This is a genomic window from Vibrio coralliirubri (assembly GCF_024347375.1).
GTDB lineage: Bacteria > Pseudomonadota > Gammaproteobacteria > Enterobacterales > Vibrionaceae > Vibrio > Vibrio coralliirubri.
In genome coordinates, this window is the sequence record NZ_AP025471.1 from 547,073 (window position 1) to 571,733 (window position 24,661).

General features: G+C 43.6%; 20 protein-coding genes and 2 pseudogenes. 11 read left to right on the forward strand and 11 right to left on the reverse strand.

Translation table 11 applies throughout. The features are described from left to right. Window positions 1-5: 5 nt before the first annotated feature. Together OCV20_RS18930 and OCV20_RS18935 are read right to left on the reverse strand one after the other, a co-directional pair. Complete coding sequence (locus tag OCV20_RS18930; protein WP_050620771.1) at window positions 6-866, reverse strand: HlyD family secretion protein; 861 nt, start codon at window positions 864-866, stop codon at window positions 6-8. 10 nt (window positions 867-876) lie between these two features. Further along, on the reverse strand, window positions 877-1,089 hold the full coding sequence (locus tag OCV20_RS18935; RefSeq protein ID WP_086773858.1) for a DUF1656 domain-containing protein: 213 nt from the start codon (window positions 1,087-1,089) through the stop codon (window positions 877-879). A gap of 236 nt (window positions 1,090-1,325) precedes the next feature. Between OCV20_RS18935 and OCV20_RS18940 the strand changes: the two are divergent. From OCV20_RS18940 to OCV20_RS18950, 3 genes and pseudogenes are all read left to right on the forward strand, one after another. Next, window positions 1,326-1,742 (forward strand): annotated as a pseudogene (locus OCV20_RS18940) (LysR family transcriptional regulator); the annotation flags it as partial. Window positions 1,743-1,823: 81 nt separating this feature from the next. After that, window positions 1,824-2,744, forward strand: a complete 921-nt coding sequence (locus tag OCV20_RS18945) for an IS5 family transposase (RefSeq protein ID WP_086773621.1) — start codon at window positions 1,824-1,826, stop codon at window positions 2,742-2,744. A gap of 49 nt (window positions 2,745-2,793) precedes the next feature. Next, window positions 2,794-3,303 (forward strand): annotated as a pseudogene (locus tag OCV20_RS18950) (LysR family transcriptional regulator); the annotation flags it as partial. 94 nt (window positions 3,304-3,397) lie between these two features. Here the strand turns inward: OCV20_RS18950 and OCV20_RS18955 are convergent. From OCV20_RS18955 to OCV20_RS18965, 3 genes are all read right to left on the reverse strand, one after another. After that, window positions 3,398-3,955, reverse strand: a complete 558-nt coding sequence (locus tag OCV20_RS18955; protein WP_048608355.1) for a PhnA domain-containing protein — start codon at window positions 3,953-3,955, stop codon at window positions 3,398-3,400. Between the two features lie 223 nt (window positions 3,956-4,178). Beyond that, window positions 4,179-6,611, reverse strand: coding sequence for a VolA/Pla-1 family phospholipase (locus OCV20_RS18960; protein WP_086774324.1), 2,433 nt, complete (start codon window positions 6,609-6,611; stop codon window positions 4,179-4,181). Window positions 6,612-6,624: 13 nt separating this feature from the next. Then, a complete protein-coding gene (locus tag OCV20_RS18965; RefSeq protein WP_086774325.1) occupies window positions 6,625-7,884 on the reverse strand; it encodes an outer membrane protein transport protein in 1,260 nt (419 codons plus the stop codon). A gap of 357 nt (window positions 7,885-8,241) precedes the next feature. Here OCV20_RS18965 and OCV20_RS18970 point away from each other — a divergent pair, with 357 nt between their 5' ends. After that, entirely contained in the window at window positions 8,242-9,324 is a 1,083-nt protein-coding gene (locus OCV20_RS18970; RefSeq protein ID WP_086774326.1) for a site-2 protease family protein, read from the forward strand. Between the two features lie 136 nt (window positions 9,325-9,460). Here OCV20_RS18970 and OCV20_RS18975 read toward each other — a convergent pair whose 3' ends face one another. After that, window positions 9,461-10,249, reverse strand: a complete 789-nt coding sequence (locus OCV20_RS18975; RefSeq protein WP_086774327.1) for a M48 family metallopeptidase — start codon at window positions 10,247-10,249, stop codon at window positions 9,461-9,463. 140 nt (window positions 10,250-10,389) lie between these two features. Here OCV20_RS18975 and OCV20_RS18980 point away from each other — a divergent pair, with 140 nt between their 5' ends. The 5 genes from OCV20_RS18980 (at window position 10,390) to OCV20_RS19000 (ending at window position 14,218) form a co-directional block, all read left to right on the forward strand. Beyond that, on the forward strand, window positions 10,390-10,815 hold the full coding sequence (locus OCV20_RS18980) for a hotdog fold thioesterase (RefSeq protein ID WP_017060067.1): 426 nt from the start codon (window positions 10,390-10,392) through the stop codon (window positions 10,813-10,815). A gap of 95 nt (window positions 10,816-10,910) precedes the next feature. Further along, window positions 10,911-11,144 (forward strand): DUF3389 domain-containing protein, encoded by a 234-nt coding sequence (locus OCV20_RS18985; protein ID WP_017064605.1) that lies wholly within the window; start codon window positions 10,911-10,913, stop codon window positions 11,142-11,144. 154 nt (window positions 11,145-11,298) lie between these two features. Beyond that, window positions 11,299-12,990, forward strand: a complete 1,692-nt coding sequence (locus OCV20_RS18990) for an SgrR family transcriptional regulator (protein WP_086774328.1) — start codon at window positions 11,299-11,301, stop codon at window positions 12,988-12,990. A 49-nt stretch (window positions 12,991-13,039) separates the two neighbouring features. Further along, a complete protein-coding gene (locus OCV20_RS18995; RefSeq protein WP_086774329.1) occupies window positions 13,040-13,945 on the forward strand; it encodes a DMT family transporter in 906 nt (301 codons plus the stop codon). A gap of 21 nt (window positions 13,946-13,966) precedes the next feature. Beyond that, on the forward strand, window positions 13,967-14,218 hold the full coding sequence (locus OCV20_RS19000; protein WP_017067298.1) for a hypothetical protein: 252 nt from the start codon (window positions 13,967-13,969) through the stop codon (window positions 14,216-14,218). A gap of 125 nt (window positions 14,219-14,343) precedes the next feature. Here OCV20_RS19000 and OCV20_RS19005 read toward each other — a convergent pair whose 3' ends face one another. Beyond that, the gene (locus OCV20_RS19005; protein WP_086774330.1) at window positions 14,344-14,952 is read right to left on the reverse strand and encodes a DUF2238 domain-containing protein; all 609 of its coding nucleotides are present in this window, start codon (window positions 14,950-14,952) and stop codon (window positions 14,344-14,346) included. Between the two features lie 201 nt (window positions 14,953-15,153). Here OCV20_RS19005 and OCV20_RS19010 point away from each other — a divergent pair, with 201 nt between their 5' ends. After that, on the forward strand, window positions 15,154-15,993 hold the full coding sequence (locus tag OCV20_RS19010; RefSeq protein ID WP_004730947.1) for an isopenicillin N synthase family dioxygenase: 840 nt from the start codon (window positions 15,154-15,156) through the stop codon (window positions 15,991-15,993). A gap of 575 nt (window positions 15,994-16,568) precedes the next feature. Then, complete coding sequence (locus OCV20_RS19015) at window positions 16,569-17,189, forward strand: DNA-J related domain-containing protein (RefSeq protein WP_086774331.1); 621 nt, start codon at window positions 16,569-16,571, stop codon at window positions 17,187-17,189. A gap of 125 nt (window positions 17,190-17,314) precedes the next feature. On the opposite strand, the gene mrdA is transcribed toward OCV20_RS19015, so the two are convergent. From mrdA to fabV, 4 genes are all read right to left on the reverse strand, one after another. Further along, window positions 17,315-19,213 (reverse strand): penicillin-binding protein 2, encoded by a 1,899-nt coding sequence (gene mrdA / locus OCV20_RS19020; protein ID WP_086774332.1) that lies wholly within the window; start codon window positions 19,211-19,213, stop codon window positions 17,315-17,317. Between the two features lie 376 nt (window positions 19,214-19,589). Then, window positions 19,590-21,245, reverse strand: coding sequence for an ABC-ATPase domain-containing protein (locus OCV20_RS19025; protein WP_017060076.1), 1,656 nt, complete (start codon window positions 21,243-21,245; stop codon window positions 19,590-19,592). Between the two features lie 120 nt (window positions 21,246-21,365). After that, window positions 21,366-23,273, reverse strand: a complete 1,908-nt coding sequence (locus OCV20_RS19030) for a sensor domain-containing phosphodiesterase (RefSeq protein ID WP_086774333.1) — start codon at window positions 23,271-23,273, stop codon at window positions 21,366-21,368. A 178-nt stretch (window positions 23,274-23,451) separates the two neighbouring features. Beyond that, window positions 23,452-24,651 (reverse strand): enoyl-ACP reductase FabV, encoded by a 1,200-nt coding sequence (gene fabV / locus OCV20_RS19035; RefSeq protein WP_086774334.1) that lies wholly within the window; start codon window positions 24,649-24,651, stop codon window positions 23,452-23,454. Between the last annotated feature and the right edge of the window lie 10 nt (window positions 24,652-24,661).

A 24,661-nucleotide genomic window follows, 5' to 3' on the forward strand; every position in this document is an offset into this window, starting at 1 on the left:
TCCAACTATTTGATTATTTTGAGTGAAGCTGTCATGCCAACACGAAGTTGTAAGTCTTCAGGCACGTTATCAAGCTCTACTTTGACTGGTATACGTTGAGCAAGACGAATCCATTGAAAGTTTGGGTTCACGTTAGGAAGAAGGTCATTACCTGTGCTGCCGTCTTGTGTTGCAATACCAAAGCCAATGCTTTTGATATGGCCTTCTAATTGAATATTGTTGTGCATCATAAGAGTGACAAGCGCTTTGTCGTTAGGGCCAACATTCACCAGATCAGTTTCTTTGAAATAGCCTTCGATCCAGAAACTGTCTTCATCGATCAATGCAACTACCGGTGTATTAGCGACGACTTGAGAGCCTTCTCGTAGGTTTAAGTTCGTGATGTAACCGTTGGTTGGCGCGTACACTTTGGTGTATTCAAGATTTAAATGCGCTTCTTCAACGTTGGCTTTTGCTAGTGCAACGTTCGCTGCATTTGTCTCAACCGCGTTATTCAGGTTATTCAATGTCAGCACTGGCATAGCGCCAGGTGTTCTCTTTTCTAAGTTCAACGCACGTTGTTCTTCGTTTTTAGCTTTTGCCAAGAGCGCGCGAGCCTGTTTTTGTGTCGCCAGCGCTTTATTGTAGGCCGCTTGATAAATGCTTGGGTCGATCTCAAACAGCAAGTCGCCTTTCGCCACCTGTGAGTTGTCCTCAATATGGACTTTAGTCACTTGCCCTGTAACTCGGGGAGTAATTGACACTATGTAAGCGCTGACCTGACCATCTCTAGTCCAGGGATTACTCGAATAAGATTGGTAATAGCTATAAACCACAGAGCTTGCGGCAACGACCAATAGTAGCGTGATTAGATAACGTTTAATCAAGGTGAATGCCTCAGAAGATGGTAATGAATTGACCGATAACGCCGATGAAAATCACGATTAGGCTTAATTCGGCAATTGCAGGAAAAGCGACATATTTATGTAGCCCAAGTTTTGTCGCGATTGAGCCAGTCAATATCGTCAATACATAAGCTAACGCGATAACCAATAGCAAAGGAGGGAAGTAGATCTCACCCCACACGAGTTCATGTGGCATTGTGTTCATGGGTCTGTCTCTATCGTTTTAAGAAGGTAACGATAAAGGAACTATGGCAATGTTAATAATCGTATATAGAGGATCAGATCCATCAAATACAGACAGGTTTAGGTATATACTAGGAAGGATAGGCAGCAAAGGTACAAATCAGTAGTCACTTTTGCTCTGTCTCTTATCATTATTATTCTGATGCAGTAGATGTTTTTCTATCTCGTATGCATGACCAAGAAAGTAAGTACATCAAAATGAACTTTAGTATTGAACAACTTCTCGCGTTTGTGACTGTCTATGAACAGCGGTCATTTAGCAAGGCGGCGGTAAAGCTAAACAAGCACAGAACGACCGTGGGTCAGGTGATTACAAACTTGGAAGATCACCTTGCGGTGAATCTTTTTGAAAGGGTCGGGCGCTCTGTTGAACCAACGGAGGACGGGCACCTCCTTTATCACTACGCAAAACAGACGATTGAGCAAGCTCGTACTTTTGACAAAGTGGCGTTGAGCCTCTCTTATGGTGGGTTAGAGAAAATAACAATCGCGTATTCTAGTTTCGTTCCACAACGTGTTTTGGTCGATATACGAAAACGACTTAAACACGATTTCCCAATGATGCGAGTGAACTTTCTGGTTAGAAATAAGAACGAAATAAAACAAGGAATACAAAGGGCTTTGTTGCGTAATTCAATGGAACTAAATCAAGAACCTACGATCTGATCAGCTACCTCCACTCTATCTCGTAGTCCTATGCCTAAGCCTCGTTATAAAACAACCAACTGGAAGCAATACAACCGATCACTCATTAACCGTGGTTCTCTGACTTTTTGGATTGATGAAGAAGCAATAAGCGGATGGGCGCAAAGCAAACAGAATAAGCGCGGTAGGCCGCGTCGGTTCAGTGATTTAGCTATCACGACAGCACTCATGGTCAAACGAGTTTTTTCTATGCCATTGAGAGCGCTGCAAGGATTTATCGACTCGATATTTAGGTTAGCCCATGTACCGTTAAGTTGTCCGCATTACACCTGCATCAGTCGTAGAGCCAAGCAAGTTGAGGTTTCATTTAAGACTAAAACGAGAGGAGCGATACAGCACCTAGCCATTGATGCTACTGGCCTTAAGGTTTATGGCGAAGGTGAATGGAAAGTCAAAAAACATGGGACGGATGGCAAGCGTAGAGTCTGGCGAAAGCTGCATATTGCAGTCGATACCAACACTCATGAGATCATTGCCGCCGAGCTAAGTTTATCGACGGTTACAGATGGAGAAGTACTCCCGAACTTACTGAAACAAACACGCCGAAGTATCCTTGAGGTGTCTGGTGATGGCGCTTACGACACGAGAGCGTGTCACGCTGCTATTAAGATTAAGGGAGCTATTGCGCTTATTCCCCCAAGAGAAGGGGCTGCCTTCTGGGAGCGTGGTCACCCTCGAAATTTCGCCGTGGGTTGCCAGAAATTATACGACTCAAATAAGTATTGGAAAGAGCGGTATGGATACCACAAACGTTCACTCTCAGAAACAGCGATGTATCGAGTTAAACAGTTGCTAGGAGGGAAACTGAGCTTAAGAAATTACAATGCCCAGGTGGGTGAAACTTACGCGATGATAAAAGCGTTGAACAAGCTTACTGGGTTAGGTATGCCTGAAACTTGTCGTATTGACTAAGAAACAAGCGAAACGGGTTGGCTCTATCTCTAAATTTAATTACGCAACAAAGCCAATACAAAGTGGCGAATATCACTTTGGACTTGTGAATGCACACAATAGCCGAGCGATGCATAGTTTTGATTCTACTTTCCTTGGGCATTTTGAGTTCTATCCGTTCGGACAGAAAGGGGGAGAACTCTCACATATCGATAAAGAAGAAGTATTAGTCGCACTTAGGAACTCTAAACAGTTCGTATTGAAGTCTCTGATTGATGAAGGGATGTCTGAAAAGATTATCGTAAGCTCTGACTATGAAGAGATCGATCAGCTTTCGTTAATGATCAAAATGCTTGAAGAAGGTTTTGGATGGGCACTTCTTCCTAAGGCTTTTTTTACCGACTCTGAATTTTCAAAACATTCAATAGAGCCTATTCACTCTGCGCAAATGGTGGAAGGATTCAAATTTGGATTCGCGTTGTGGTGTCCGCACTCGAAACAAGTTAGTGGTATCAAAGGCTCTTTGGTGTCGGTCATTAAAGAGTACCGTGAGCAACTTATTGATAGTTTTAAGTCGTGAAAATTTGAGATATTAAAAAGGCGCTAATTATTCATTAGCGCCTTTTTAGATTTTGTTGTCCCGTCCTGAAATGTGTTTACACATTGAGGACGAATTACTTCTTACGGCAGAACTCAGCGATTACGTACATTGATTGACCGCCGTTTGTTTTACCAGAAACAAGCTTAGGATCGTCACCAACGCTGATACCACGGATAACAGTACCTTGCTTAATCACTTGGTTAGTACCTTTGATTGGCAGGTCTTTGATTACTGTTACGTCGTCACCTTTTTTAAGTTCAACGCCATTCACATCAAGAGGCTTGTCATCAGCAGACATGCCGATTTGTGCCCAAACTGATGTTTCTTCTTCAAGGTACATCATGTCTAGCGCGTCTTGAGCCCAGCTTTCTGAGTTAAGACGAGTAAGTTGACGCCATGCTGTTACTTGAACTGGCGCTTCCTGGCTCCACATGCTGTCAGTCAGACAACGCCAGTGGTTGATATCTTTAGGATCGTCAATCTCACCAAGACATTTGTCACATACCATGATGCCGTGATCCACTGTTACATGGCTGTGTGGCGGTACTGCGTATGCAGTAAGAGAAGAATCAGAACCACATAGTTCACATTTAGATTGGCAGCGTTCTAGCATAGTAGCTTCAGAAGACATAATGGACTCACATTTATTAGGTATTAAATTACGGGGCTATTATCCACTTTATTTACAATAAAGAAAGAGGTCGTACGGTATTCTGTCTTGATTAATTTTAGCTGAGATCAACCATTTGTGTTTTAAAGTTCTATGCAAACGGTTAACTAGGGGAACTGTTCGAACGACAGATACAAAAATGCCAGCGGTTAGGCTGGCATTTGGTTTCAATTAGAACTTGTGGTTATTCCAATACAGAACCATCGATAGATGCTGCAGTTAAAGCATTGTCTAATAAGAAGTCTACCGCTTGCGCCTGCATGCTAACGTGGTGGCTTAAATCTAATGGTAGAGGCGTACTGTCATCTTGCGGAGCCACAAATGTGCTGTGAACCGCATCTTTGCCAAACTTAACAAAATCATTGGTTCCGTTTGGCGTTGTATTACTTGCATCTACAACGGTTAAGCCAAGTTTTGTCGCAAGTGGTGTTGTTCCGGCAAACGGTGCATCCGCAACGGTGTTTGGTACCGTTTCGTCACCTTGCACTTGACCCATGTAAACTGGCATCTGAGTAGAAGCTTCTAGCAAGTAATCAGCATTTGTGTAAGGGTCAATAGTATCTAACACGGTTTGTGCCGCATACGCGAACTGTTGAAATGCTGCGGTCATCGAAGCTAGTTGTGCTGTGGTTGCACTGCTTTCAAATGTTTCATAGCACAATTTATCTGAGCTGTTTGCACAGCTAGCTGCCGCATAGCTTGCGTACTCTGTCGAAGCCCCCAAGGCTACGTTGTGCTTAACTTGTGGGCCAAAGAAAGGTGAACCCAACAAAAGGTTAGATATTTGGCCACCAGAGTTTTCGATAGCAGCAGCGCTGAATGAATAAAGCGCATCAGCAGTTGTGCTACCTAACGTACGGTTAGAAGACGCAACAGCTGTCGTTCCGACAATACCTCCTAACGAATGACCTAGAAACTTAACTTGTGAGCCAGTAGCTATGTTAAATCCCTTCAAAGGTGAACTAGTAAGTAAACCAGCTTGCAAAGATGCGGTTAATGAAGCTCTTAAACCCATTACATCTAGTGCACTTTGACGAACGTTATCACGCGCTACAGGCAAGTTAGTGAGATTTAAATAAGCTAAGACATCTGCATTTGCAGAACGTTGGTCATCCAAACTACGAGTACCGTGTATTGGCAAGTCAATAGCCAAAACAGCAACTCCGGCTCTCGCTAGGTTGTAAGCGAACGCGTAAGCATTTTCTTTTGCAGAGGTGATGCCGTGTTGGTAAATGACTATATCAGTCGGATCGGTACCATTAGGCGTAAATAGCAAGAATTCGACAGATTCTAATGATTTAACTTGAGGAACTGGAGAGTATTTCGTAATAACTCTTTCGCTATCAAGTGGAGAACCATCGGACATCGTTAAGTTTAATCCGATTAACTTTAGTTGTTCGGTTTGGTCTGTCGCTAAAATGCTTGTGTCGATACCAGCAGCAGCTAACTGAGTAGCCATATTTACTTGCTCGGCACTATCACTTAAAGCACTTGAAACTTTTGCTAAGCTAGGCATACCCGATTCGAATGGCTGTGAGTTCCATTCAGTAGCACTTGTTTCTAGATAATAAGGTAATTGAACAAAACCTTGGGTTACATCAACGTTGTCAGGAGCACCATACAATCCATTAATCGCACCTTTAAGGGTTGCGATAGTTGTTGCGTCGTCGCCTGCAACATACTTATCAAAGTCAGTATCGTTTGCTAGCGCAGTTGTGAACAGTTCTGTTGAGCCGAACTGCATTGTGTAGGCAGCCGTAAGGTCAACTGAGTTAGGGTTTGCGCTATCTTTCCAAACACCATTTAGATTTGTCGCAGCCAATCCTGTTGCCGTTGCGGCTTTTGTCGCGAAAAGGGAATCGCCAACAGACTCTGTAGTAAACCAAGTCGAGTAAATGATGTTTTCAGTATCAAGATTAATCGCACCTGCAGCAGTCGCTCCAGCAAAGATCTTTTCAACCCCTTGAGTGACTTGTTGAGCTTGAGCAATGCTACCTTCGGTATAGGTTACTACACTTGATTTCAAAGCCGCATAACTTGGTGACATACCAACCGGATCACCATTGGCATCGGTTAGTTCATTCGACAGCGCCAATACGTACTCGCTTGAAGCATCAAGAGATTCGTTGAATACAATGGTGAATGTGTCAGTTGAGGCACTAGATAGAACATTAAAATGAGTTCCTTGTGCCAATACGCCAGTAACACTTGGTGCCGTTTCAGAAGTGAGTGAGCCACTAAGCTTTAATAGGTAAACACCACCAGTTGCGACACCATCAGCTAAACCTGTGCCTTCAAAGTCCATGATGATTGGCATAGAGTTAGACCAGCCATCCATTGTGTTCATTGCCGCGATAGGGTTGGTTAATGAATCATCACCGCCAGTTGGTAAACCAAGTGTACCGTCGCTAGTATCCATTAACGCGAAGCTAGGAAGAGGAACCGCAATATCAGCACCCGTTAATTGAAACTTGATGCTCGTCGCTTGTGCGAGTGAATCTTGAATGTATTGCTCATATTGAATCGCTGTTGAAGCACCTGAACTCGAAGAGTCATCACCACAACCAGCAAGAAACATTGCTGAAGCGAGCAGCGAAACATTAAATAACTTTTTCATGTTTTAATTCCGTTTAGTTGAAGGTGTAGTTCATTTGAATTGCAGATAGGTAAGCGACTGCATCACCAGAGAATTCAAGTTCCTGACCAAGTTCATTGGTTTCAGTAAAATCACCGTCTTTACTTTGAACAAGAGCGAAACCAGCATCGATTGAAAGGTTAGGGCTGTACTGATAAGTCAAACCTGCGCTGTACCAGAAACGGTCACTATCAGGGATGCTTAATGTCGCTTCACCAGCTTGCTCGTCATAAGCTAAACCTGCTCTTAAGGTCCACTCTTGGTTTAACTGGTAAGTTGCACCCAATGAGTAACGGTTATTGTCATCGTAGTCTTCGGTCTTTTTAAAACACTCGTCACTTACACAATCTGAACTTGTCGCTTTAAGCTCTTTGAAGCTACTCCACCCAGTTTGTTGCCACCCGTAGTGAATTGCCCATTGGTCGGTCAATTGGTGGAAAGCTGAAATTTCAATAATTGAAGGCAACGTGATTTTTAGACGTCCTGTTGTTGTCGTAGCACTACCTTGCACAATGCTGCCCGTGTAATCAGTAAAGTCACCATCATCAAAGTCGAGGTCGACCTCTGAACGATACGCGATAGAGAATCGGTTGTTCTCATTCAGTTCATATAACGCGCCAACGTTCCAACCAAATGCAAATGTTTCACCTGTCATACTGATCAGTTTTGTTGAGGCAGGATCTCCAGTGATGTTCGAAATAGACCCTTGATGACGATTTAGTTCAGCCTCGGCGTAAACAAGGTTTGCACCCGCCCCAACACTAAACTGGTCGTTAATTCGATACGCCACATTGGGGTTTAAGTTCACTGACACTAGTGAAGTATCACCTGCAAGATCACCCGCATAAATATCATCTGGGTAATCGGTAGCAACGCCGTAGTTAGAAAACATACCGATGCCCCAAGCCCATTTATCGCTAATAGGGCTGATGTAGTATGCGGCAGGGACGACTTGCAGTGGCGCTACGTCTTTAGAGACTTGGCTTTGTCCGCCAGAACCTGGAACATTGTTTTGAGTAATATCCACTTCTGGATCAACGATAGAAACCACGCCTGAAAATTGGGCTGTATCAAATAGGGTCATTGCGGCGGGGTTTCTCGCTAGTACACTCGCGTTATCGGCTACAGCGCCTTCACCTGAGAATGCGCGACCAAGACCTGAGGCAGAATGCTCAGCAACTTGGAAGCCAGCCGCAAGTGAATTGCATGCAAATAGCACAGAAAGCGAAACGAGAGAGCGTTGTATTGTTTTCATCCTTGACCCTCCTAGGGCATCGAATTTCATTATTATTGTTTGAAAACACACTGAGCATTGTTGGTGTTGAAGCTCTAATGTAAACAGCATGTTAAATTCATGTTTTATATAAAGTCAAAGAAATAGCTGTTATTTTGAGAGGTTATATTTTTTAGGGGCAGCACACTAACACTAATAATATGATTACAATCAATAGTTTATTCGTGGTTGGAGGTGTGACCAGAATGTTTATGTCAGCTATTGGTACAAATAGTGTTCAATTGCTCAATATGTAACAACTTTGTTTATGTTTACCGCCGATCGCTAAATCGGCATAATATCGAAACTCGTTAGAAGTCATTAAATTGGAATTAAAGTTTGGAATTACTCGCGATAGAGTTTCTTGGTAAACCGCTTCGTTTAGAGGGGTCAATGGCAGGGTGGCAACAGTTGTATTGGGATAACACTTTGGTATCTCAATTAGATGCGACCACAGATCAAGAAGACGCACGAAAACACGAATTTACACTACGCGCTGGAGCTGAAACGTTGCAGTGTCACGTTGAGTCGACCGTTCAGTGGCAACCGTTTGAAATGACGTATAAAGCGTCGGTGAATGGCCAAACCATTACCGAAGGCAATCGAAACACCAAAGATATCGAGCAACAAACCCCTGTTGTCGCTCCTAAACCAGAGAAGCGTTTTAGCCTAATTGGGTTGGTGTCGCTTGGTATGAAAGCGCTAAAAAGCGCCAAGCTAATCAAGGTCGTACTTGCTTCTGCGAGTTTAGCGGCCTATTCATGGTTGTTTTCAATTCAGTTCGCTTTGGCCTTAATCGCTTGTTTAATGTTCCATGAGTACGGTCATATTAGAGCGATGAAATATTTTGGCATGAAGACCAAAGGCATTTATTTGATACCATTTCTTGGTGGTTTGGCGTTATCCGATGAAAAGATTAATACGCGCTGGCAAGATGTGGTTATCTCAATCATGGGGCCATTGTTCGGCCTGATATTGTCGTTAGTATTTATGGTGCTGTATTGGGCTACTGGAGAAATGTTCTTTGCCGGCCTTGCGGTATTTAATGCTCTATTAAACCTGTTCAACCTATTGCCGATTTTGCCTCTCGATGGCGGACATGTTCTTAAAAGTATCAGTTTCTCGATGAACAGTGTGCTTGGCATTGTACTTTGTGTCGCGGCTGCCGTTGCTGGTGTGGTATTGAGTTATCAGTTGAATTTAACCCTGTTTGGTTTCTTATTGATTATGGGCAGTGTTGAAATACTGTTCGAATGGAAAGGACGTCATCACAGTCACTTGTTACCGTTAGACAAATACGGGCAAGTCGTGTCGTTCGTTTGGTATGTGGGTTTAGTGAGCAGTTTGATCGGTGTTATCTGGTATTTTGCATCGACCGGTGACCAGCTATTAAGCCTACCATTACAAATTCTTGGTACTTAACCAGTGACTTTCTGTTGTTGGAATTATCCAGCTGCTTAGCGCACTTGAACTGTTAGAAAGCAAGAAACTAAAAATGCCCTAACCAATATGGATAGGGCATTTTTGTATTACACCAGCTAGGCGATTCTTACTTAGATTACGCTTTGCAATTTGGTTTTGGTGACCCTGATTGAGGAAGCGTTTTTATCGTTCCTTGTAGATCTTTAATACGCGTACTGTGGGAAGGGTGCGTAGAAAGCAATTCTGGCGGTTGATTACCCCCTGATGCTTTGGCCATGTTTTGCCACAAATTAACACTTTGGTTTGGATCGAATCCTGCTTGAGCCATATACTCTAAACCAACCACATCGGCTTCAGACTCTTGAGTTCGCCCATACGGCAGAATAACGCCATATTGAACGCCTAATCCTAACGCGGCCATCGTCATACCTTGATACTGTTTGTATTCTGATGCGCCTAACGCGACGTTAGTAATAGATAAGCCAGTATTAGCGATTTGAGACTGAGACAGGCGCTCATTACTGTGGTCAGCTAGAACGTGTGCCACTTCGTGACCAATAACCGTTGCGAGTTGGTCTTGATTGACTGCAACCTTGAGTAAGCCTGTGTATACACCGATTTTTCCGCCAGGTAGGGCGAATGCATTCACTTGGTCACTATCAAACACAACCACTTCCCATTCACTAAAACCTTGTTTAGGAATATATTGAGTGATGCTGTTCGCGACGCACTGTACATAAGCGTTGGTTTTGGCATCTTTGCTGATGGGCTGTTCTTTTTTCATTTGTTCAAAAGATTGTGCTCCAAGCTGAGACATGTCTTTATCTGAAAAAAGCAGCAATTGGTTTCTGCCTGTCGGAGAAGCGCTACACGCGGTTAGGCCTGCAAGTGTGAGAAGCGAGGCAAACTTCATCCATGACGTCATACAATATCCTCTGTGTATTCGGTTTTTATGCATGTTAACATCAACTTGCGTAATAACTAAGGGCTGTAAGATAACTAACACCCAGTAATATAGTAAAAAGCTATGCACGCGATAACAAGATCAATAATTAAGGAACCCACATGAGTATTTGGAAAAAGCCCGTTGACCTAGATACCTTTAACGCGACCTCAAAAAATACCTTAATTGAACACCTCAACATTGTTTACACCGAAGTAAATGACAACTCTTTGGTGGCAACCATGCCGGTTTGTCACTTTACGCACCAACCACTGGGTATGCTTCATGGCGGCGCATCGGTTGTGCTAGCAGAAACGCTTGGCTCATTGGCTGCAAACTTCTGCGTACCAGAAGGCTATTATTGCGTTGGGCTCGATATCAATGCGAACCACGTAAGGTCAATGCGTGAAGGGCACGTCATCGGTACTGCTGAGCCTATTCACTTGGGCGTCTCGACTCAAGTATGGCAGATCAATATCACTGATGATCGTCAACGCTTAGTTTGTACCAGTCGCTTAACCATTGCTGTGAAGAAACATAAGCGATAACAGACTAGGCAGTCGTAAGCTGGTTTTGTCTTTAGAAGAAGTAATCAGTATTTAGAATAAGCAATCAGTATTTAAAGAAGTAACCCGAGAAGCCCATGGTCATAACGTTTAAAAGTGGAAAAGTCATTGCAACCGCACATGAATTGGTTGTTCGTTTAGATGGTGAGCACAGAGTCACGCTGCAAGCCCAAGTTGATGCAATTCAACTCATCGGAAAAGGGGCAAATGTCATTTCAGCCAACGGTTCTGAGTGTAAATGGTCGATAAAACTAGACGATGAACAGCAGCTCCGTGAAATCGCCAATGAAATTGGTTGCGATGTAATGTAATCCTTTACGGTAAAAGTACTTAACCCTTTAGATTGAATAACATCTTAGGATGTCGTACTCAATAATTCACAATAAAATGGTGTCAGTAATATTGATTTTACGTCATAAAATAGGGAAACTGAATTCAATGTCCTTTGAATAAGTTTTCCTCTTTATGAGCAGCCCAAGACTTCGCGTTCAATTTGAAACCCTGTTTGAATACTTCGATGGTAAAGATTCTGATGTTCAGCTCGACGACATCACGGATGTACTCTGTTGTACCCGTCGTAATGCTCGAATGGTACTCAACAAGCTTGAAGAAGAAGGGTGGGTAGAATGGTTACCTGCAGCTGGTCGAGGGAAGTTATCTCAACTTATCTTTAAACAGAATCGTTGTGATGTCAGCGAGAACCTAGCAAGACGCTATTTACAAGAAGGTAAAATTGGGCAGGCTCTGTCAGTGCTCGATCACAATGCTGCTAAACTCACGCAAGTTATTCAAAACTACTTGGGCGTACAGTATCAAGAAGGCGAACAAGTTATTCGTTTGCCTTATTACCGACCACTTTCAATGCTTAACCCAACTAAATCGATGCGTCGTTCAGAGCAACATATCGCTTGTCAGGTATTCAGTGGGTTGACTCGTCTAGATGAGAATGACCAACTTCAACCCGATCTTGCTCATTCATGGCAAAAAATCAGCGATTACCAATGGCGATTCTTCTTGAGACCCGGTGTTCGCTTTCATAATGGGGAGCCTCTGTTAACCAATCATGTTGTGGATACACTTCTTGCGCTCGAACCTCTCAACATGTTTTCTCATATCAAAGATGTCTCTTCACCTGCAAATTGTGTCGTAGATGTTTTTCTCACACGTCCAGACAAGTATTTTCCGCTCGCGCTAACGGAGTCTGTCGCCAAAGTCACTTTACCGATCACTTTACGTGGTGAAGATTACGATATTCGACCGATTGGAACGGGACCTTATCGCATTGAAAAGAACGACGAGAAACAACTCGTGTTAACCGCTTTCAATGGGTACTTTGGTTTCAGACCGTTAATTGATCGCGTTGAAGTTTGGGTGGTGGATGAGGCTTATTCTTCAATGGTTTACCCAAGCCTCTCTAAACCTGTAATGGCCGACCGTGGCGATAGCGATGAAGTAGAACTCGATCCTGGCTGCACGTATTTACTGCTCAATAGAAAGAAAGGTATTGCACAAGATCCTGCATGGGCACAGTTTTTATCTAACGCGTTGAATGCGGCGGACCTGTTTGTTCATATTCCAAAAGAGACCGTTATCGATTTGGGCGTGCTGCACGCTTATGGGATAAAACCCGGTTGGTATGACATAAAATTGAAGGTGCCAGTTTGTCCACCAGCAAATACCAAACCAACCATAAGATTGGCATATCAATGCCAACATCCAATGTTTCCAACGCTCGCCAAGGCGATTGTCACGGTGCTGAAGCAATACAACGTCGATGTTGATCTTTATGGTTACGAAACCGATCCTCCGCACGCCGATGATGTTGATGTTTGGATTAACCCTATGGGCATCGCCAATAACAGAGACGACGCCTTGGCTGGTTGGTTAATGGACTACAGTTTTCTGGATGAATCTAGCCCGGCAGAGGACTTCGACCAATGGTGTCACATGATTGACCGTTGGCGTTCGGGTGAATTCGAGCAATTCCCAGCAAGACAACTCGGTAAACAACTTGTCCAAAGCAATCAATTGATTCCAATGTTCCATTGCTGGTTAGGCGTTAATAAAGATCAATGTGGTACGTTGCAAAACGCGAAATGTAATGCATTAGGTTGGTTCGACTTTAGCCAAGTTTGGGTGAAGCCTGACGTTGATTGAAATCCAACAAAACTCAGTTAGGACCAAATAACTCATTTAGGAAAAAACGATGCAAACTCTGATGGTTACATTTATTACGCTGGTGGCATTTGCTGCTAATTCAGTTTTGTGTCGCTGGGCCTTAATGGATCAAACGATTGATCCTTTGAGCTTTTCGATCGTGCGCATCTTATCTGGTGCGCTTACTCTTCTGATTTTATTAACGTTATCTTCCCAATCTAAGTCTAAACGTGAGTTAACAAACAACACATCGCTATACACAAGGCTCAAATCACAGTTTCAATTAACATCAATACTGTCACTGCTCGTGTATATGTTTGGTTTCTCGTTTGCTTACTTAGAGCTTGGCGCAGGTCTTGGTGCGCTGGTGTTGTTTGTCGCAGTGCAATTTACGATGATTGCCGCGCACTTGTTTTCTGGAAACAGAATGTCACTAATCGAGTGGGGCGGATGTTTGTTGTCTGTGGCAGGGCTTGTTTATTTATTAATGCCAACGGAATCGACACAGGCACCCGATTTAGTTTCTATCATCTTGATGTCTTTGGCCGGAATTGGGTGGGGCATTTACACATTGGCAGGAAAGAAATCGTCAAACGCACTGCGATCGACCACCGCTAACTTTGGATTCAGCTCGCTAGTTATCCTTTTGGCATTAAGCTTGTTAGTTTTGATTCCTAATGCGTTAACGAGAGTGTCTATCACTGAACAAGGTTTAATTTACGCGGTTATATCGGGCTCTGTGGCTTCTGGTGTGGGTTATAGTTTGTGGTATTACGTAGTGAAAAAACTGAATACAGTGGTGGCGTCTATTGCACAGCTTTCTGTTCCAGTTATCGCGACACTTGGTGGTGTATTACTTTTATCTGAACCTGTCACCATGCAATTTATAGTCTCATCAACCGTTATACTTCTAGGGATAAGCTTGGTTCTTGTCGCCCCTAAACTTAAGAAATAAAGAGTTCAATCATTAACTTCTATGGCTAAACCAAACAAGAAACAACCGACCAAGACGGTTCAGATTTTCTGTGCCAAATGCAAAACGCAACTTTTTAAGTATCGGAAAGGTGGCAAAGGTGCACTCGTGAAATGTTTTAAGGAGCGTATCGTTGAAGATTTCACGACAGAGCCATGTGTGTGCCCTGAATGCGGGATTGAATTTGCGCGAGACACTTTGGTTCGAGGTACGCCAGCCTACAAATTTGTTGGTGGTAAGGTAACGATGAAATAACCCGCCACGGTGAAATAAGCAGTCATATTAAAACGAACAAACAATGCTGAAACTAAAAATGCCACAGCACGGTTTGTGTGTGGCATTTCAACGTTGCTTTTGATACTCAGAGTAAATAATTGAGCTTAGTAAGCTTTGACACGCCCTTGAAACTTAAGAAGTAATAGCGAGACAATTGCGCCCGTGGTGTCACACAGCATATCTTTCTGCGCATCCCAAATATCGCCTTGTGAACCAAGGAACGCGATACCTTCATCACCACCTGCAATCTCCGCGTACCACCACTCGATAATTTCATAACCTGCAGCCACACTCATGATCGCAAATAAGGCAAAGAAACATGCAAGCACCGGTTGAGCCAGTTTTTTACGAATCAAGTATTCAGCGAGTGGGTAAGCATAAAGGCCAATAGAGAAATGCGCGACACGGTCAAAGTTATTCCGTTCTGAACCTATCATGTTATTGAACCAATCAAATGGCACTTCCGCGAAGGTATATTTTGCGCCTATCGTATGCAAAATCAGCCAGATAAACATCAAAACGTAGGCTGTCTTAGTGAAGGTGAGCTTGGTTGATAACCACCAAATACCCACCAATATCGCAAGCGCTGGGACAATTTCGGCAATCCATACCGCTCTTGAAGAGGGAGCAAACGCTGAAAATAGAAACACAATCAGATACAGCGTCGTCAATGACAGTAATGGTCGATTTTGAGCAAGTGGCGTGATTGTCATATCAAGATCTCTCGTCGAAGTTTTTATTAGTGTTACACAATAATGAACAGTGTTCAATTGGGCTTTAATCACCAGATTTGTTGAAAAGTAGCGTTATCGCCCAGTATCTAGACAAACGGTTGCTAGAGTTTCACAAAAGTTTGATTTACAACAAAGCGATCCTTAAAATCGCTTTATTACTACATAACAAGAAAGAAAGTCATGAAACTGGAAACTGTCGATTACCTTGCTGACGACGCAGCAGAACAATTTGTTCGCTCTCTACGTGAAACTGGTTTTGGTGTTCTTAAGAACCACCCAATCCCGAAAGAGCTTGTTGAGTCAATTTACGAAAACTGGTACCAATTCTTCATCTCTGAAGAGAAAGAGAACTTCCACTTTAATGTTGAAACACAAGATGGATATTTTCCACCTTCAGTGTCTGAAGTTGCTAAGGGCCACACTGTAAAAGACATCAAAGAGTACTTTCACGTATACCCATGGGGTCAAATCCCTGAGCAGCTGAAAGAACAGATTCTAGATTACTACCAACGTGCGAATGCTTTTGCTCAAGAGCTGCTAGGTTGGGTTGAAGCTCATGCTCCTAAAGAAGTACAAGAGAAATTCTCTATTGCGTTGTCAGAAATGATCAACGGCAGTGAACAGACTCTGCTTCGTGTTCTTCACTACCCACCAATGCAAGGTGATGAAGAGCCAGGTGCAATTCGCGCTGCGGCACACGAAGACATCAACTTACTGACAGTTCTTCCTGCTGCAAACGAACCGGGCCTTCAAGTTAAAGCTCAAAATGACGAGTGGTTAGATGTTCCATGTGATTTCGGTAACATGATCATCAACATCGGTGACATGCTTCAAGAAGCGTCAGGTGGTTACTTCCCATCGACAACTCACCGTGTAATCAACCCATCAGGTGAACGCCAAGAGAAGTCTCGTATCTCTTTGCCTCTATTCCTTCACCCGAAACCAGAAGTAGTGCTATCTGAAAAGTACACAGCAAACGAATACCTAATGGAACGTCTAAGAGAGCTTGGCGTTATCTAATGAGTTCAATGCTTCGTCCCTAAAATGGGGTAGATGTGAAAGGTCAGCTAAATCGCTGACCTTTTTTGTATCCGGACCAAAAAAGAGCGGCTTTATTACTAGGGCGTGTTGATCTTTCGAGCTGATTTTTGCAGCGAGTTGCTGGGTATTTATACAAGGCAGAGGCATCGATGTGTAGCGAGCCTACATGAGAAGCCGATAACGTAGTAGAAATGACCAGCAAACGCTGCCCGAAGGGTTCGGCTAAAAGCGTTTTACTCTTTGTTGAGGGAGATTTGCTTAGAATGACTAGGTTACTTCTCCCTCGCCGCGATTAAAACGCTTTTATCTCGAACAAAATTTAACCGCGAAAGGTCAACACGCCCTAATGGTTACATTCAACGGAATGGTACTCAGTTTTTGACGATGAAAGGTGTCTTTAAGCCAAGCGTTAGAAAGTTGTTTGTCCTTAAGCTCGACAAATCGTAGAAAATCGCTTTCAATTAAAGAAGATACGCAACGGATGCGAAACAGTTTACTTATAGTATCCACAGTTCTACAAATCCATTAATTCAGAGAAGCTAACTGAGTCAACTATGTCGAATCATCAAAATGTGAGAGCCAACTTTCATTGCCATATGGAAAACCCATTGCTTTGGCCGATAATGGAAGTGCTTAAGCAAAAGCCAAGTGGATGGAAAGTTCATACATTGGCGGCTCACCTGAACGACCTTGGGTTTGTGCCAGTGTTAGATGCAGTGCCTGAGAAAGAGTTGTTTAAAAAGAACTTCCTTATCATGAATGCGCTTTATCAGCTTCAAGAAACCTTACACCCTGATGGTTGGCTACAAGTCCAAGCGATGGACATCGAATTAATGAATGGTCGTTATCACGGAAGCAGTCACAGCATCGATCATCAAGACCCACTTCGAGAATACTACATTAATTGGGTTAACTATGAAGCGGACGAAGGCGAAGTCAAAAGGCTGTTAAACGAATTTTGGACTCGGTACAGAAAGTTTGTGGGTGGTGGTGAGCTCGATATGGACCGAAGCCGAGCGTTAAACCTGTTTGAGCTACCTTTAGACGCGACTCACCATGAGATTAGAAAGCGTTGGCGACAACTGGCGTTGAGATGGCATCCAGACAGAGACGAGGGCAACACCGCAAAATTTCAGACGCTCTGTGAAGCATGGCATGTATTAAGAAGCTCATAATCGACAGGCATTTTTAGCGTCCTAGTTGAGTAACCGCCTAAAACAGAAAGCCCCACATTGTGTGTGACACGAGTGGGGCTTTGTCGTCATTACTCTATGTGCTGCAGTGACTTAAGTTATTGGTGCTAAGAGTGATCTTTGCTCTCGCCACTTTTATGTTCAAAGGCATAGTCGAGTACTTTACGGATATAAGGCGCACCGACTTTTGAACCGCCGTTACCGTGTTCAATAACCACAGTTGCGACATATTCAGGGTGCTCATACGGTGCGAAAGCCGTGTAAAGCGCGTGGTCAAGTAAATGCCTAGCGAGTTTCTTCGAGTTGTAGACCTGATCTTTCGCAAGATCAAACACTTGTGCAGTTCCTGATTTACCGCCGCTCGTGTAGTCAGTTCCCTTAAATGCACGTCTGCCGCTACCTCGACTGCCATGGTTTACGAGTCGCATCGCGTTGATCGGTACATCCCAAATTCTATCCGGTACTTCGGTGATTGAAGGCATTGGCTCCGGTTCGACAAGTTGTTGTGTACTGAAATCTTCGCCGTGATCTAAGGTGGCTCTCAAGATATGAGGGGGCATCACCTTGCCATGATTAACCAATACTGACGTTGCTTTAGCAAGTTGCATTGGAGTGGATGTCCAATAACCTTGGCCAATACCAATCGGAACTGTGTCACCCTGATACCAAGGAGTCCGATAACGCATCATCTTCCATTCTCGAGTCGGCATGTTGGCGGTACTTTCTTCATAGATATCGATGCCTGTCGGTTCACCAAACCCGAATCGGTTCATCCAACTTGAAATTCGGTCAATACCCAAATCAAAAGCAGTTTGATAGAAGAATGAATCTACTGACTCTTCAATGGCTTGAGTGACATCGACAGGTCCGTGCCCCCAACGTTTCCAGTCACGCCACGATTTAGAGTTTCGTTTAGAACCAGGAATTCTCCAAACGCCGTGGTCGTTACGAATGGTATCTTTAGAGATGACATGTTCTTGCAGTCCTGCCACAGCCATAAATGGTTTAACGGTTGAAGCTGGAGGATAAACGCCTAGAGTAGTGCGGTTTACTAACGGGTGAGCCGGATCATTCAATAAGCGTTGATAGTTCTTACTCGAGATGCCGTCGACAAATAGGTTAGGGTCGTAACTCGGGCTGGATGCCATCGCCAACACGCTGTTGTCTTTCGGGTCGAGAATAACCGCGCTTCCAGTTCGGTGATCAAGTTGCTCAAAGACGTATTTTTGCAGCTCAAGGTCAATATTTAACACGATATCTTTGCCAGCTACTGGCGGCACATACTCAATGGTTCGGACTATTCGGCCACGGCTGTTTACTTCAACTTCTTGATAACCTTTGGTGCCGTGCAGGATATCTTCGTAATAACGTTCAACGCCGAGCTTACCTATGATTGTTGTGGCTTGATAATTCGCTTCTATCCCTTGTTCTTCAAGCTTTCTGAGATCGCTATCATTGATGTGCGCCACGTAACCAAGAACATGGGTAAGCACCTCACCATTCGGGTAAAAACGCTTTAAGCTGGTATCGATAGATAAGCCGGGGAACTGGTACTGGTGCACGGAGAACTTGGCGATCTCTTCTTCCGTTAAGTTCTCTAGAATAGTCACAGATTTAAAACGGCGGGTGTTGTGATAGCGTTTTTTGAAACGAGCGATCTGCTCAGCATCACGGGGGACGTATTTGTCTAGCTTGGCGAGCATGGCATCGACATCATCGGTTTGCTCTGGAATCATCGTCAGATCAAAGACAAGCTTGTTCTCTGCAAGCAACACGCCGTTACGGTCGTAAATAAGTCCACGAGTAGGGGCGATAGGTAATACTTTGATTCTGTTGCCATCGGCACGAGTTTGATAGCTTTTAAAATTTTCAACTTGAAGTCGGTATAGATTACCGACTAAGACAAGAGTGAACATCAAGATCCCACAAAACGCGACGATTACGCGGTTTTTGAATAGGTTCACTTCGATTTTATGGTCACGCATCTTAACGCGTTTATGATTCATTGAAGCCTCAAGGGTTTGTTACATTTGGTTACACCTGTCGAATCGGGACTTTATCTGAATATCACTAGGGTTTTGTAAAAGCTATGTCATGATTCTTGGTATCGACAGTATTAGATCGCAGTAAACAGCGCCTATAGTTTTCTTATTGCACAAGATGATAAGTAATTGATGTAAAGATTGGTTTTATGAATTTCTAAAGTTCAAGAGTTTTGACGACACTAGAGGTTAGGTCAAAAGAGGTTAGATAAATTTACGGCCCTCAGAATGAGAGCCGTAGAAGGTTAATTTGCTTACTTAGTGGCTTAGAAGCTTTTGTAAATTAGAAGATTAAAACTTCAAAAGCCTAGAAGCACAATAATTCCGATATTTAACGAAATCAGTTCGAAGGCTTGAACTGAGATTTACGCATACGGTTCAGAGCAGCCATCACATCTAATGTTCTTGGTTTCGCTAGGTCACCGTAGTTAGGCATGTTAGCGTGCCATTCGTTTTCTAAAATAGCGTTGAACTCTTTCGCAGGGTTGTTTGACCAACCTGGAGTTTGCGCGAATTGGAACCAAGCCCAACCGATCGCATTCACTTCAGACGGTGATTCTAATTGCTCAAGCGCAGAAAGGTCTGCAAACTCTTTACCAAAACGCAGTGACTCTTTGCCTTTAGCGTTAACACGGAACTTACCGTCAGTCAGAATGTTCATCAGTGAAGCACGGTTCAATGAACGCGGGACAAACGTTTCTAAAGCAGTTTCACATTCGTTAGTACGTTGAGTAGGGTGCTGAGCAATCACGTCTTTTGCTTTTTCAGTCACATCTACCGCTTGGTAGTCGTGCATTTGAATCACAGTGTTCGCGACATCTAGGTAATCACCAGAACCGCCCATTACAACAATGGTAGAGATATCCATCTCTTCACGAAGTTGACCAATGCGGTCAACAAGTGGTGTGATTGGCTCATCGCCTTTTGACACTAGTGCTTGCATACGCTCGTCACGAATCATGAAGTTAGTCGCTGACGTATCTTCATCAATAAGTAGAGTTTGAACGCCGGCTTCAATCGATTCTTGTAACCAAGCTGCTTGAGACGTAGAGCCTGACGCATCTTGTGTGCTGAAATCAGACGTGTCTTTCTGCATTGGTAAATGGTTGATGTAGTTTGACAGGTTCAAGCTGTGCACACATCGACCATCTTCAGCGCGGATCTTCATCGTATCAATCGCAGTTACAATGCCTTCGCGACCGTCACCAGGAATATGGTTGTAGATAGAACGTTCAACGGCGTTCAATAGTGTCGATTTACCATGGAAACCACCACCAACTATTAGCGTGATACCTTTTGGAATACCTAGGCCAGTCACGTCACCTTGGTTTGGAGTATTTAAAGTAACACTCAACGATTCTGGAGCTGCGAAAGGTACCGCGTCTTTCATCGGAAGGTCGCAGTTACCCGCGATACGAGGTAACACACTGCCGTTTGCAACGAATGCTGCTAGGTTGTTTTCATCCAATTGAGCACGCAGCGCTTCTTGGTCTTCAATCGTTTCACAATGTTTGATCATTGCATCGATGTTTAACTCACGCTCAAGCGTCGCGCGACGAATAAACTTCGGTAAGTAGAAAGTGATGATGTTGTTCGCTTTCTTAGCAAGAATGCTACGACCATCAGCTGGTAGATTAATACGGAAACGAATTTCGATGCCGTGGTCTGTGAATACAACCGCTGTGTTATCTAATACGGTTTGACCCGTCAGGGCGATAGAAACGGTCGATTCTTGTTTCGCGAACTCAGAAAAGCTACGTGCGATAAAGTCACGAGCGGCTACTTGGTATTCGTAAGATTTTTCTTTCAGCCAATCTAACCCGGTCAAAGACCACGCGCGCGTTGCACGAAAACGAGAAGCTGACGCGTATGGGTCACCTTGGATGTGGTCGATGTGTAATTCAAAATCAGCAAAGTCGTATTGACCTTTAATTTGTTGATATGCACGGTAGTTTTGTTTTTCGAGCTTTTTAAGCTTTGCAGTCAACTGATCCATAACGAGGAATGCCTATATAAGGGGAAAGATAAAAACAGAAAGGCGGCGATTATAAAAATCACCACCTTTAGAGTAAAGAGAAAGTAGGCCTAAATCCAAAACTAACTGCTCTTTTTCGCTTTAAGCGTAACGAGTTGTCCCCAAATAGTTTTGATTGATTAAGCTGTGTTCGAATTCTTGGCTCGGCATTGGCCTTCCATAAAGGTAACCTTGGCCCACATCGCAACCTTCATTGATAATAAATTGCTCCTGAACCTCCGATTCTATGCCTTCAATCGTCACTTTTAGGTCGAGCTTTTTGGCAATTTGAACAATAGAGCGAACAATTTCCGAGTCTTCGTGTGAGTTAAGCATTTGGTCGATGAAGCTCTTATCAATCTTAATAGTATCGAATGGGAATTTCTTCAGGTAACTGAAAGAGGCGTAGCCCGTACCAAAGTCATCTAGTGACAATGTAACGCCAATGTCATGCAGAGATTCCAAGGTATTCTTGGCAACCACTTCATCAGCAATCAGGCCGCTCTCTGTGACTTCAAGTTCTAAGAATCGGGGCTCTAGATGATAGGTTTCGAGTAGGTGAACCACTTGTTCCGCAAAGTGCACGTTCTTAAGTTGAATCGCAGACACATTGACGGCCATTTTAAAATCGTCGACGTATTCAGACCACTCTTTGGCTTTTTCAATCGCATTGCGCAAAACAAAGCTGCCCACTTCGAAAATCAAACCGTTTTGTTCAGCCATGTGGATCAGGGTTTCGTTAGAGATGTCACCCAAAACAGGATGTCGCCAACGAAGCAAAGCTTCTGCACCGACCCAACGATGCGTCAACGGACAGACTTTGGGTTGAAAGTAGAGCATAAGGTCATCATTACGAACGGCTTGAAGCAAATAGCCTTCGATCTTATTAATGTGAGTTTGCTCTTCGGTATGGGATTGAGAATAGTAAGCGAACTTTTGTCCAGAATCTTTACACGCTAACATCGCTTCAGAAGATTTCTGCAGAATGCTTTCCGCGTCATCTTCGTCGTTCGTAATTGCAATCCCAATAAACGCATGCAAATGCACTTTGTCACTTTCTATCTCGAATTCTGAATGGCCAACTTTAACGAGCGTCTGGCAAAGTTCTTCAAGGCGATGGTGCAAATCTTTAACGCTAAACGCCAGCACGAGGTCAACAGAAGTAGGGCGTGCAGTTAATACATCGATATCAGAAATACTGTCGATGCGTTTTCGGTATTCAACAAGCACCTGGTCTAACGCGTTATAGCCGTATCGAGCCTGTATGCGTCTGCCGTTGGTAAAACCAATATGAACGACTGCAAATGAGCTGTCTGTCAGCCTTCTCTGTGACAGTAGCTTGTGGTTTAAACGAGATTCAAATGCGTTTCGGTTTAAAAAACCGGTACCGAGATCATGATTCTTTTGGAAATTGATCTTTTGCTCTGCTGCTTTTCGCTTATCAATCTCTTGATTTAATGAATAATTAAGACTCGCAAGATCTTTAGTCCGAGTGTAAACACGGTTTTTTAAGTCTCTATTCATTTGAGTGAGCTTAGCATGCTGAAACAGGGTTTTAAGCTGAGATTCTATCGAGGTGCGAAAGCTCTGTAAAAGCTTGATATAGGTAGGGGTGTAGTGGTTTTCTTTCGAGTCTAAAATGCAGATAGTGCCAAATAATTCACCATTCGGCCAAAGCAGCGGAATGCCACAATAAGAGACTAAACCGAGCTTTATGTCTGGGTTATTTTCCCAAGCAGGATCGGCCAGGGCATTAGGCACAACAAGTTGTTGTTGGGACTCCATGACTGTTTCACAATAAAGCCCATTGCCTAAGGTTTCAGAATCGCCTTTGTTGTATGGGTTGTTTTTACTGCGACTAGTAGAGAATACTTCAATGTAGTTGGCGTGAACACGCATGATGAGCGCGGCAGGCACTTGAGTGATTTGAGCTAAAAGGTCAACAATGTTCTGCCAACCGGACTCCATATCGTCTGGAATATCTAAGTCTATCGTTTTTATTTTCTTCATATGACTCCGAGTCAATTATGCTAAATGCATCAACACATCCTGTGTTAATTATGATGAACCAAATAAACTATGAACCTTACGTTTAGTAAGTATAAGAAATGTTGCACGAAAAAACCTCCGCAATTATGCAGAGGTTTTCAAATGTGAATCCGGGTCTCAGTAATGAGATAATTTTCGATTAAGGCTTTAACTTTATAAAATCTTCTGTATTAAGTTTTTGGCTATAATCTACCGATGGTTGAGCAAACCCATTTAATTGAAGAAATTCCTCTTTAAACCCTTGGTAATCCCCTAAGGTTTGAAAGTTATTTTCGTCCATCTGTTCTAGTAGCTCAGTCACGTGTGCTTGGGTTTCTGGGTCTAGTTCCCAGTCATCCATACGGATCAATCGCTCGCCATCAAGCGGTACTTTTGATTGACCATAGAGTTTACTGCTAAACAAACGCTGCATTTGTTGGATACAACCTTCGTGGGTCTCTTTCTCTTTCATCACTTTATACAAAGCAAGTAAGTAAGGGCTGAGTCCCGGGATGAAAACGCTCGCTTTAGTGACTAGGGCTTTACAGACGGTCGCGTAAGCGTTGCCATCAAAGTTAGCTAACTCTAGGTTAAGAGCGTGGCTGGTTTGGTGAAGGTCGATCTTAGCGCGTCCCAATGTACCGTCTAAATAAATAGGGTGTGTGACTTCTGGACCCACATAAGAAAACGCGATTGTCTTACAACCCGGAGCAATAGATTCAGCGTTGATGAGCTCATCTATCCATTGTTCCCAATCTTCGCCGCCCATCACTTTGAGTGTGCTTTCGGCTTCTTCTTCCGTCGCAGCATCAAGTGTGTTGGTCACCCAATTGTCGTGTTCCAGAGAAATGGTCGCGCCAGTCACGCTTTCACCAATAGGTTTGATGGCAGAGCGCCAAAACTCATCGGAATCTGGTTTAGGACGAACGCCTGCAGCTAAGCTATAGATAATCAGATCTACTTCACCTTCGAAGTAGGTTTCGATGGCTTCGACAACTTGTGAACGTGTTTCTTGCGAAAATGCGTCGCCAACGATGTTGATAGCAGTGCGTTGCTCTCGTTCGGCTTCTTTTTTGAAGTAGATGTTGTTGTACCAACCAGCACTACCTAGGGATTTTTCGTTTGGACCGCGCTCGAATGAGACGCCGATAGTGTCAGCTTTTGCGCCGCCAAAGGTAAGGGCAATACGAGCGGCAAGGCCAAAGCCTGAGGAAGCGCCGATAATCAGTACTCGTTTAGGGCCATCTTTGATTTGCGGCGCACTCTTAACAAACTTGATTTGTTGCTTTACGGCTTCTTGACAGCCAAGAGGGTGAGCGCTTTTGGCTACCACACCCTTGATAACAGGTTCGATCAGCATAAATAACCTT

Coding starts and splice junctions, on each gene's coding strand:
- OCV20_RS18990 (WP_086774328.1), top strand. CDS start 11,299: ATGAGCAGCCCAAGACTTCGCGTTCAATTTGAAACCCTGTTTGAATAC.
- OCV20_RS19015 (WP_086774331.1), top strand. CDS start 16,569: ATGTCGAATCATCAAAATGTGAGAGCCAACTTTCATTGCCATATGGAA.
- OCV20_RS18965 (WP_086774325.1), bottom strand. CDS start 7,884: ATGAAAACAATACAACGCTCTCTCGTTTCGCTTTCTGTGCTATTTGCA.
- OCV20_RS18985 (WP_017064605.1), top strand. CDS start 10,911: ATGGTCATAACGTTTAAAAGTGGAAAAGTCATTGCAACCGCACATGAA.
- OCV20_RS18945 (WP_086773621.1), top strand. CDS start 1,824: ATGCCTAAGCCTCGTTATAAAACAACCAACTGGAAGCAATACAACCGA.
- OCV20_RS18955 (WP_048608355.1), bottom strand. CDS start 3,955: ATGTCTTCTGAAGCTACTATGCTAGAACGCTGCCAATCTAAATGTGAA.
- fabV (WP_086774334.1), bottom strand. CDS start 24,651: ATGCTGATCGAACCTGTTATCAAGGGTGTGGTAGCCAAAAGCGCTCAC.
- OCV20_RS18995 (WP_086774329.1), top strand. CDS start 13,040: ATGCAAACTCTGATGGTTACATTTATTACGCTGGTGGCATTTGCTGCT.
- mrdA (WP_086774332.1), bottom strand. CDS start 19,213: ATGAATCATAAACGCGTTAAGATGCGTGACCATAAAATCGAAGTGAAC.
- OCV20_RS18975 (WP_086774327.1), bottom strand. CDS start 10,249: ATGACGTCATGGATGAAGTTTGCCTCGCTTCTCACACTTGCAGGCCTA.
- OCV20_RS19030 (WP_086774333.1), bottom strand. CDS start 23,273: ATGAAGAAAATAAAAACGATAGACTTAGATATTCCAGACGATATGGAG.
- OCV20_RS19005 (WP_086774330.1), bottom strand. CDS start 14,952: ATGACAATCACGCCACTTGCTCAAAATCGACCATTACTGTCATTGACG.
- OCV20_RS18935 (WP_086773858.1), bottom strand. CDS start 1,089: ATGAACACAATGCCACATGAACTCGTGTGGGGTGAGATCTACTTCCCT.
- OCV20_RS19000 (WP_017067298.1), top strand. CDS start 13,967: ATGGCTAAACCAAACAAGAAACAACCGACCAAGACGGTTCAGATTTTC.
- OCV20_RS18980 (WP_017060067.1), top strand. CDS start 10,390: ATGAGTATTTGGAAAAAGCCCGTTGACCTAGATACCTTTAACGCGACC.
- OCV20_RS19025 (WP_017060076.1), bottom strand. CDS start 21,245: ATGGATCAGTTGACTGCAAAGCTTAAAAAGCTCGAAAAACAAAACTAC.
- OCV20_RS18960 (WP_086774324.1), bottom strand. CDS start 6,611: ATGAAAAAGTTATTTAATGTTTCGCTGCTCGCTTCAGCAATGTTTCTT.
- OCV20_RS19010 (WP_004730947.1), top strand. CDS start 15,154: ATGAAACTGGAAACTGTCGATTACCTTGCTGACGACGCAGCAGAACAA.